The 8,920-nt window shown below is 73.5% G+C and carries 7 protein-coding genes; 3 read left to right on the forward strand and 4 right to left on the reverse strand.

All coding sequences use genetic code 11. The features are described 5' to 3' along the window. Positions 1-87: 87 nt before the first annotated feature. Complete coding sequence (locus ACFWTE_RS28965; RefSeq protein WP_378783097.1) at positions 88-738, reverse strand: class I SAM-dependent DNA methyltransferase; 651 nt, start codon at positions 736-738, stop codon at positions 88-90. Positions 739-858: 120 nt separating this feature from the next. Here ACFWTE_RS28965 and ACFWTE_RS28970 point away from each other — a divergent pair, with 120 nt between their 5' ends. After that, entirely contained in the window at positions 859-1,338 is a 480-nt protein-coding gene (locus tag ACFWTE_RS28970; protein WP_378783098.1) for a nucleoside deaminase, read from the forward strand. Between the two features lie 97 nt (positions 1,339-1,435). Here ACFWTE_RS28970 and ACFWTE_RS28975 read toward each other — a convergent pair whose 3' ends face one another. Together ACFWTE_RS28975 and lnt are read right to left on the reverse strand one after the other, a co-directional pair. Continuing rightward, positions 1,436-2,017 carry an FxsA family protein gene (locus ACFWTE_RS28975; protein WP_378783099.1) on the reverse strand — a complete coding sequence of 194 codons (582 nt, stop codon included), beginning with the start codon at positions 2,015-2,017 and terminating at the stop codon, positions 1,436-1,438. Positions 2,018-2,163: 146 nt separating this feature from the next. Beyond that, on the reverse strand, positions 2,164-3,894 hold the full coding sequence (gene lnt / locus ACFWTE_RS28980; RefSeq protein WP_378783100.1) for an apolipoprotein N-acyltransferase: 1,731 nt from the start codon (positions 3,892-3,894) through the stop codon (positions 2,164-2,166). Between the two features lie 615 nt (positions 3,895-4,509). Between lnt and ACFWTE_RS28985 the strand changes: the two genes are divergently transcribed. Then, positions 4,510-5,727 carry an ABC transporter ATP-binding protein gene (locus ACFWTE_RS28985; RefSeq protein ID WP_378783101.1) on the forward strand — a complete coding sequence of 406 codons (1,218 nt, stop codon included), beginning with the start codon at positions 4,510-4,512 and terminating at the stop codon, positions 5,725-5,727. Between the two features lie 148 nt (positions 5,728-5,875). Here ACFWTE_RS28985 and ACFWTE_RS28990 read toward each other — a convergent pair whose 3' ends face one another. After that, positions 5,876-6,376 (reverse strand): TspO/MBR family protein, encoded by a 501-nt coding sequence (locus tag ACFWTE_RS28990; protein ID WP_378783102.1) that lies wholly within the window; start codon positions 6,374-6,376, stop codon positions 5,876-5,878. A gap of 216 nt (positions 6,377-6,592) precedes the next feature. Here ACFWTE_RS28990 and ACFWTE_RS28995 point away from each other — a divergent pair, with 216 nt between their 5' ends. Next, positions 6,593-8,710: a prolyl oligopeptidase family serine peptidase gene (locus ACFWTE_RS28995; RefSeq protein WP_378783103.1), complete on the forward strand. Its 2,118-nt coding sequence runs from the start codon at positions 6,593-6,595 to the stop codon at positions 8,708-8,710. Positions 8,711-8,920 lie beyond the last annotated feature (210 nt).

The following is an 8,920-nucleotide window of genomic DNA, read 5'->3' on the forward strand; positions in this document are numbered from 1 at the left end:
CAGCCCGGGTCTGGCTGTCCAAGCGTGGTCGGCGCAGCGAGAGGCAGCCTGGCGGTTGCGAGCCCGGAATGATCCGCGGAACACGGCCTAGCCCGCGAGCGGCCTACGGGCGAACAGGTGGGCGTGGGGCGTGAGCTCGGTGCCCTCCGGCTCGCGTACCACCCGCGTGTGCACGACCAGTCCGGCCTCCTCCAGGAGTGCCGCGACCTGCTCCGTCGTGCGGCGGTGGAAGACCAGTTCGACGGGGTGGCCGAGTACCGGCCCCATGTGCCGGGGCTCCTCGCCGACCTGGAACACGACCATCACCTCACCGCCGGGGACCAGTGCCCGGCGAAACGACGCGAACACCCCCGCCAGCAGGTCGAGCGGCACGTGGATGATCGAGTACACGGCCGAGATCCCGGCCTGGGAGGCGTCCGGCAGGTCGAGGGCGGTCATCGACCCCTCGCGGAAGGACAGGTCCGGGTAGGTGCTCCGGGCGATGTCCAGCATCCCCGGGGAGAGGTCGACGCCGGACACGTCCACCCCCAGCCCCGCCAGGTACCCGGTGGCCCTCCCTGTGCCGCACCCCACGTCGGTCACCGGGCCGCCCCTGGCGCTGACCAGGTCGGCGAACAGGTCGAGCATCACGCGGTCGAGCGGGATCCACCCCAGCTCGTCTCGGTGGAGTTCGGCGTACTCGACGGCGACGGCGTCGTAGGCCGTGCGGGTGAGGGTCAGGAAGGAGGGTTCGGTCATGGCCCGGCACCTTAGCGGAGCCCGGGGACGAACGCCGCCGGAAGTTCGCCGCCCGCTGCCGCGCGGCGGTACCGTGGCGCGGACCGCGACCAGGGATCGCGGCGTGAGGGGAGAGGGAGCATGGTGGACGAGACCGACCTGCGGCACCTGAGGCGCTCGGTCGAGCTGGCCGCCGAGGCGTTGGCGGCGGGTGACGAGCCGTTCGGATCGCTGCTGGTCGCGGCGGACGGGACCGTACTGTTCGAGGATTACAACCACGTCAGCGGTGGCGACGGAACCCAGCACCCGGAGTTCGCGATCGCCCGGTGGTCGACGACCCGCCTGTCCCCGGCCGAGCGCGCCGCGGCGACCGTGTACACCTCGGGGGAGCACTGTGCCATGTGCTCGGCAGCGCACGGATGGGCGGGCCTCGGCCGGATCGTGTACGCGAGTTCCTCGGCCCAGCTGGCGTCCTGGCTGGCGGGGTGGGGGCTGCCCCCGGCCCCCGTGCGGGCCCTGCCGGTCAACGAGGTCGTGCCCGGGGTCGAGGTGGACGGCCCGGTGGACTCCCTCGCCGAGGAGGTACGCGCGCTCCAGGCCCACTTCCACGACCGGGACTGACCGGGGGCCGATCCGTGCGTGACAAGGCCCGCCGTGGGGCGATCCGCGGCGGGCCTCGTCGCTCCCGGGAGCGCGCCTGCCCCGGGAGGTGGATGGATCAGCTGGGGGTGTCGTCGCGGTCAGTGGGCTCGAACCGGCCCTGGATGACGCGTCCGCGGTCGGCCGCGGGGGCGTCCTCCGCTCCGCCGGCGCCGGGAGGGCGTCCGAAGGGGTCGGCGCCTGGGCGGCCTCCGAAGGGGTCGCCCGTGCGTCCGCCCCGCCCGGGGCCGTCGGCGCCCTGCGCGACGAACTCCTGGTTCATGCGGTCCTGCATCTTGCCCATCCGCCGCTGCGCCCATCCGGCGAACGCCCAGCGCAGGGCAGGGCGGGTGAAGGGCAGGGCCAGCAGGAGGCCCAGCACGGCGGTGATGAAGCCGGGGATGACGAGCAGCACGCCCCCCGCCATCAGCATGAGCGGGTCGAGCAGGCCGCCGCGCGGCGGCTCGCCGGAGCGCATGGCCTTGTCCGCGTCCTGGAAGGCCTTGGTCCCGGCCCGGCGCAGCACGGCCACGCCGAGGACCATCAGTGAGACCAGCGCTGCCAGCGTCCAGGGGACGCCGATCCAGCCGCCCACCACGATCATCAGCCACACTTCGAGGAACGGCAGCGCCATGAGCGCCAGCACTGTCAGCAGCGGCATGCGGGTCCATCCTCAGGATCGTCGGCCAACGGGTCCTCCCTTACAGGGATGAACGCGCCCGTGGGCGTAATGGTTCCCCGGTGAGGCCTCTCACCCGTGGGCGAACACGCCCGACACTGCCGGCCGGGGCCGTGTGGCGCCGGGCCTCAGGCCCGGCGGCGGCCGAGGACGAGCGCGGCCAGGACCGCCGCGGCTCCGAGTGCGCTCAGGAACGCCTCGGGGGCGGCGCCGAGCCGCGTGGCCACGGTGGTGCCGTCCATGGCGTCGAGCTCGGCCACGTGGATGTCGGGCTCGCCCTCGGGGGAACGGTAGGAGGTGGTCCCGTCGGGGGCGACCACGGCGCTGACGCCGCTGGTGGAGACGACCACCGCCGGGCGGCCGTGTTCGACCGCGCGCAGCTGGGTGATGGCGAGCTGCTGGTCGGACTGGCCGGTGAAGTTGTAGTTGGCGTTGTTGGTGGGGATCACGATGACCTGTCCGCCCGCGGCCACGGACTCGCGTACCGGTACGTCGAAGGCGACGTCGAAGCAGATGCCGACGGCCAGGGTGGTGTCGCCCACGTCCAGGGCGCCGGGCTCGGTACCGGGGAGGGCGTCCGAACTGACCTGCCGGAGGCGGTCGACGAACTGCGTGAAGAAGTCGCGGTAGGGGACGTACTCGCCGAACGGCACCAGGTAGCGCTTGTCGTACAGCTCGCCGGGGCCGGTCTCCGGGTCCCACACGACGCTGCTGACGTAGCGGGTGCCGTCGTCGTTGAACCGGCTCATGCCCCACAGCAGGGGGACGCCCGCGTCGGTGGCGGCCGCGTCGATGACCTCGCGTGCGGTCGGGTCCCGGTAGGGGTCGAGGTCGCTGGCGTTCTCGGGCAGCAGCACCATGTCGGGCTGGGGGTACTCCCCCGCCCTGACGCCGGCGGCGAGTTCGTGGACGCCGTCGACGTGGTTGCCGAGGACCTCCATGCGCTCGCCGAGGATGGAGATCCCACCGACGTTGGGCACGTTGCCCTGGACCATGCCGACGGTGACGGTGTGGGAGACGGCGGGGCGGCCGATCGCCGGGGCGAGGGCGCCTCCGGCGACGAGGGCGGCGCAGGCGGCCAGCCCGACGGCGGCCGCGATCCACCCGGCACGGGGCGGGCGCGCACCGTCCGCTCCGCTCCCCCCGGGTCCTGCCGCGTCCGCCGGGGGCTGGACGGCGCCCGTCGCCGCGCCCCGCGTCCGGGCGGAGACGGCGCTCAGGGCGCTCCACAGCAGCAGACCGCCGGTCAGGGCGACCACGAAGGAGACGAGGGCGGAGGAGCCCAGGGCGGCGTAGCCGACGAAGGGCGTGTCCGGCTGGGCGAAGGCGAGCTTGCCCCACGGGAAGCCGCCCAGGGGCAGGCGGGCGCGCACGGCCTCCTGCGCCACCCACAGGGCCGCGGTCCACAGCGGCCAGCCGGGCAGGCGCATGACGAGCGCCAGCCCCATGGCCATGGGGAGGAAGTAGGCGGTCTCCAGGCCGGCGATGGCCAGCCACACGTCCACGCCGAAGATGTCCTGCCAGCGCACCAGCGGCACCATGAGGGTGCCTCCCGCGAGGGCGCCGAGCCAGGCTGCGCGGCGCAGGCGGGTCCCGGCGACGGCGAAGGCGAGCAGGGCCGCGCTGAGGGGGCCCAGCCACCACAGGCCGAACGGCGGGAGCGCGAAGAGCTGCGCGAGGCCGGAGACGGCCGCGGCGAGTGTGCGCCAGAGCAGGTCGCGACGGCCCCAGAGATGTCCCGGCGGCAGGGCGGAGGCGAGGGAGCGCGCACGGGTCGTCCTGCGCTCCGACCCCTGCTGGTGCGGCGAGGGTCTGTCGGAGGCCTGGGCGGTGCCCTGCTCGGTGTGCTCGGCAACCACGTGGGGGTGCTCGCTTTCCGCTGGCTGGTGAGGTCCTGGCGGTCAGCATATTGGGGGGACGCGGAAAAGGCCCGAGCCACCCTTCGGACCGGCTCCGTCCCGTCGGCGGCGAGCTCGGAAGACCGTTGTCTACTGGATGTCCGGGCCTTTTCCGGGTCCAACCCCCCGCCCGGTCGCGGTACTCCGCCCCTCACCCGATCCCAACTGCACCTGGCGCGTGATGCAGCGTCCAATCGGACGAGCGGGGGCCGCACAACCGGTCCGTCCAGTGCTGGACTGGTCGTTAGGTTACCCAGACTCCCCAACCGGATGCCTCAACCCGGCTGCCGTGTCGTGGCCGCCGCTTCGAGTGTCTGGAGGAGAGATAGCGATGAACCGTCGGACAGGCTAACGCACCTGAGGCCGCCACGCCAGCTGGGCGGGTGGAGTTTGCGACTGACCGCAATCGGATCGACATCCGGCCAAGCCTGGACTTTTCGATCACGATCGTGTCTGATGTGATCAGAAAAGCGGCCCGTTTCGATCAACTTCGAAAACTCCGGGCTGGGTGACGCGGGCCTTCGGCCACGAGATCCCCGTCACCCCCACCTCGACCCCAGCGCGGGAGCTGAAACCATGGCGGAGATCGTCCTTGAGGGCGTTGACAAGATCTACGGCGGCGACGTCAAGGCCGTCGACAACCTGAACCTGAAGATCGAGGACGGCGAGTTCATGGTGCTCGTCGGCCCGTCCGGTTGCGGAAAGTCGACCGCCCTGCGCATGATCGCCGGTCTGGAGGAGATCTCCGAGGGCACGCTGGTCATCGGTGACGAGATCGTCAACGACCGTCCGCCGAAGGACCGCGACATCGCGATGGTCTTCCAGAACTACGCGCTCTACCCGCACATGAGCGTCGAGCAGAACCTGGCCTTCGGCCTGAAGCTGCGCAAGGTCCCCAAGCCCGAGATCGCCCGCCGCGTGCAGGATGCGGCCGAGATGCTGGGGCTGGAGCCCTACCTCAAGCGCAAGCCGGGTGCGCTCTCCGGCGGTCAGCGCCAGCGCGTGGCCATGGGCCGCGCGATCGTGCGCGAGCCCCGCGCCTTCCTCATGGACGAGCCGCTGTCCAACCTGGACGCCAAGCTGCGCGTGCAGATGCGCGCCTCCCTCAACCAGCTCCACGAGCGCCTGGGCGTGACCACGGTCTACGTCACCCACGACCAGATCGAGGCCATGACCCTCGGTGACCGGGTCGCGGTGCTGCGCGACGGCCGCCTCCAGCAGGTCGACACCCCCAAGCGCCTGTTCGACTCCCCCGTCAACCTGTTCGTGGCCGGGTTCATCGGTTCCCCCGCCATGAACTTCGTCGACGCCGAGCTGACCGCCGACGGCAGCGGGGCCACGCTCAAGTTCGCCGAGCACAAGCTGCCGGTCCCCGCGTCGGTCCTGGACGCCCGTCCGAAGCTGCGCGACTACCTGGGCCGCTCGGTCATCCTGGGCATCCGCCCCTCGGACTTCAACGACGCCGAGTTCTCCGGCGACGACGACCCGCGCATCGAGGTGACCGCTGGGGTCACCGAGGAGCTGGGTACCGAGATCAACATCATCTTCGGCATCGACGCCCCGCCGGTGCGCCACGAGGACGCCACCGCGCTGGCCAGGGACGCCGCGGGCGACGAGGAGAGCGCCGAGGCAGCACTGCCGCTGGGCGGCGACCGCTCGCTCTTCACCGCGCGGGTGAGCCCCCGCAGCCAGGTGCGTCCCGGCAGCACGATCAGCCTGTCGGTCGACGTCAGCCAGCTGCACTTCTTCGACCAGGAGAGCGGTCTGGCCATCGGCCACCCCGACAACTCCTGACCGGCCCTTCAGGAGCCGCTCCGGCTCCCGGGGCCCGCAGCGGCGCCGTCCGGCTTTCCCGGGCGACCCGCCGGCTTCCAGAGGTGTCCCCCGGGGCGGCCTCCCGCGCGACGCGGGGGCCGCCCCGCCCTCGTCCCGGGCGCGGGGCTCAGTTCGCCGTCAGGATCGCGAGGTTGAGCGCGGCCGCGAAGACCACCCACAGCAGGTACGGTGCGAGCGCCACCGCCGCGGTGGGGCTGTGCCGGCGCCCCAGGACGGCCGCGGCGGCCACCGCCACGGCCAGTGCGGCGATGTCGACGAACGCCGCACCGTACAGGCCCGCGCCGAAGAACAGCGGCGTCCACGCCGCGTTGAGCAGGAGCTGGAGCGCGTAGGCGGCGAAGAAGGCCGGCGCCCCTCTCAGCCCGGACACGCGCCACACCAGCCAACCGGCCAGCGCGACGGCCACGTACAGCACGGTCCAGACGGGGCCGAACAGCCACGCGGGCGGCGCCCAGGAGGGCAGCTCCAGTCCCGCGTAGACCTCGCCCGATCCGCTCGCCGCGGCCCCGCCCACCGCCGCGACCGCGATGACGGCCGCGGCGAACCCCGCGGCGGCGAGGATCGAGCGTCCGGCCGACGCCGGGCGCCGTTGCACCGTCTCGTCCATGATCTACTCCCGGATCCCGTTCTCGCCCCGATGGGTCCGCGGGACCGCTCGCCCCGCATCCGGGCTCCTACCCGTTCGGACCTGGCGCACCCTCGGAGGAACAGACCCCCACAGCCCTCCGAGATCCACTCAAACCTAACCACTCGGACATATTCGCGTTCCTGTGGGCAAGGAAGCTGTTGCTTGACCGTCCGCTCGGCCCACCTGAACCATGTGATGGTGCGCAACCGAGCCCCCGGAGCCGCCCTCGCCCCCGACCACGTCGTCGACACCCTGCACGGCAGCACCGTGCCAGACCCCCACCGCTGGCTCGAAACCGCCGACTCCCCCGCCACACTGCACTGGTTGGACGAACGCCGACACGAGTACGAGCGCGAGGCCGCCACCTGGCCCCTGCGCGCCCCCCTGGCCGACCGCATCCGCTCCCTCGTGGACACCGACCTGTGGAGCGTCCCCGTCCACCGCCCCGGGGCGGTGTTCTCCACCGTGCGCCCCGCCGGGAGCGAGCACCCCCGCCTGGTCGCCCTGGACGGCACCGCGCCCCCGCGCACCGTCTACGACCCCGCTGCCGAGGACCCCACCGGCCGCACCACCCTGGACGCCTGGGAGCCCAGCCCCGGCGGCGACCTGGTCGCCGTACAGACCTCGCGCGGCGGGGTGGAGCGCGGGTCCCTGCGGGTCCTGCGCACCGCCACCGGCGCCCCGTGCGGACCGGACGTAGCGGGGGTGCGCTACTCCCACGTGGCCTGGGCCCCCGGCGGCACCCCCTCGTTCTTCTATGTGCGCCGCGACGGCGAACGGGGGGTGCGCGGCGTGTGGCTGCGCCGGGTCGGGGACGGCGCGGAGACGCTCGTCCACGCCTGTACGGCACCCGGCACCGTGCCCGGGGTCCGCGTCCTGGGCGACCGATGGCTGCTGGTCACCGAGGGCCACGGCACCGGCCACCGCACCGACCTGTGGCTCGCCGACCTGTCCGACGGCGACGCGGCAAGGCCCGCGCTCAGACCCGTCCAGGTGGGCGCGGAGGGCGAGACCGAGGCCCGGCTGGGCCCGGACGGCCTCCTGTACCTGCGCACCACTCTGGGCGCGCCCTGGCGCCGTATCTGCGCGGTCTCCCCCGAGGAACCCGGCGTGGAGCACTGGCGCGAGGTGGTGCCGCAGGAGAGCGGCGCCACCCTGGACGCGTTCGCGGTCTTCCCACCCGCCCCGCTGGACGCAGCCCCCGGGGCGGGCCCGCACGCCCCGGCTCTGTTCGTGTCGCGTACACGGCTGGGGATCAGCGAGGCCTCCGTCCACGACGCCCGCACCGGCGAACTCCTGTACCCGGTGGGCCTGCCCGGCGAGGGCATGGTCTCCACCCCCGAGACCGCCCCCGACGGATCGGTGTACCTGGCGTACGCGGACGTGGCCACCCAGCAGCGGGTCCTGCGCCTGCCCCCGGGCGCGCCGCGGCCCCGCCACTGGCCGCCGGACGCCGCGGAGGCCCCGCCCTCCCCCGCCGTGGAGCGCACCGTGCTGTGGTGCCGCTCCGAGGACGGTACGGGGGTCCCGGTCACCGTGTTCGAGGCGGTGGGCGCGGGTGGGCGCCCGGTCTCCGGACCGGGTCCGACCATCCTGCACGCCTACGGGGGCTTCGGCCGCCCGCGCCAGTTCGGGTTCAGCGCGACGGTGCTGGCCTGGCTGCTCTCCGGAGGGCGGTACGCCGTCGCCCACGTGCGCGGGGGCGGCGACGCCGGCCGCGCGTGGCACCTGGCCGGATCCGGCCGCGCCAAGCCGCGCGCCGTCGAGGACCTCGTGGCCTCCGCCGACGCCCTGGTCACGGCACGGCTGTGCACCCGTCCCCAGCTGTGCCTGTCCGGAGGGTCGGCCGGCGGCCTGCTCGTCCTGGCCGCGGCTACCGCCCGCCCTGACCTGTGCGGGGCCGTGATCGCCTCGGCGCCGCTCGCGGACATGGCCCGGTTCGAGCGGATGGGGCTGGGCCGGATGTGGACGCGGGAGTTCGGTACCGCGGCCAACCCCGACGACTTCGCCGCCCTGATGTCCTACTCCCCCTACCACCGGGCGGTGGACGGCGCCGCCCTGCACACGTCCGGGCTGCGCTTCCCGAGCGTCCTGCTCACCGGCTTCCACGGCGACACCCGCACCGACGCCGCCCACCCGCGCAAGATGTGCGCGGCGCTCCTGGCAGCGGCGTCGGACAGGGGGCGCCCACCGGTCCTGCTCCGGTACGAACGCGACGTCGGGCACGGCCCGCGCGCGGTCAGCCGAGCGGTGGGACTGGCCGCGGACGCGCACGCGTTCGCGGCCCACCGAACGGGGCTGCTCCCGCGCTGACGCGCTTGGGCGGTCCTGACCAGAGGAAACGGTACGAGAAGCACACAGAAAGCGAGGTGCGGTGCACATGGACCCCATCGAGGTCGAGGTAGAGGACCTGGCCGACGTGACGTCGCGCGACATCACCGCGGGCGGCGACAGCGACCTGGACACCCTGCGGGCCTGGTCCCATCCGAGGATGCCCGCGATGTCCCCGCCGGTGGCGGGCAC

The organism is Nocardiopsis sp. NPDC058631, assembly GCF_042716955.1.
In the GTDB taxonomy this organism is placed as follows: Bacteria; Actinomycetota; Actinomycetes; order Streptosporangiales; family Streptosporangiaceae; genus Nocardiopsis.

What these genes read in the sequence shown, in the direction of transcription:
- ACFWTE_RS28965 (WP_378783097.1), bottom strand. Translation starts at nt 738, where the DNA reads ATGACCGAACCCTCCTTCCTGACCCTCACCCGCACGGCCTACGACGCC.
- ACFWTE_RS28970 (WP_378783098.1), top strand. Translation starts at nt 859, where the DNA reads ATGGTGGACGAGACCGACCTGCGGCACCTGAGGCGCTCGGTCGAGCTG.
- ACFWTE_RS28975 (WP_378783099.1), bottom strand. Translation starts at nt 2,017, where the DNA reads ATGCCGCTGCTGACAGTGCTGGCGCTCATGGCGCTGCCGTTCCTCGAA.
- ACFWTE_RS28985 (WP_378783101.1), top strand. Translation starts at nt 4,510, where the DNA reads ATGGCGGAGATCGTCCTTGAGGGCGTTGACAAGATCTACGGCGGCGAC.
- ACFWTE_RS28990 (WP_378783102.1), bottom strand. Translation starts at nt 6,376, where the DNA reads ATGGACGAGACGGTGCAACGGCGCCCGGCGTCGGCCGGACGCTCGATC.
- ACFWTE_RS28995 (WP_378783103.1), top strand. Translation starts at nt 6,593, where the DNA reads ATGGTGCGCAACCGAGCCCCCGGAGCCGCCCTCGCCCCCGACCACGTC.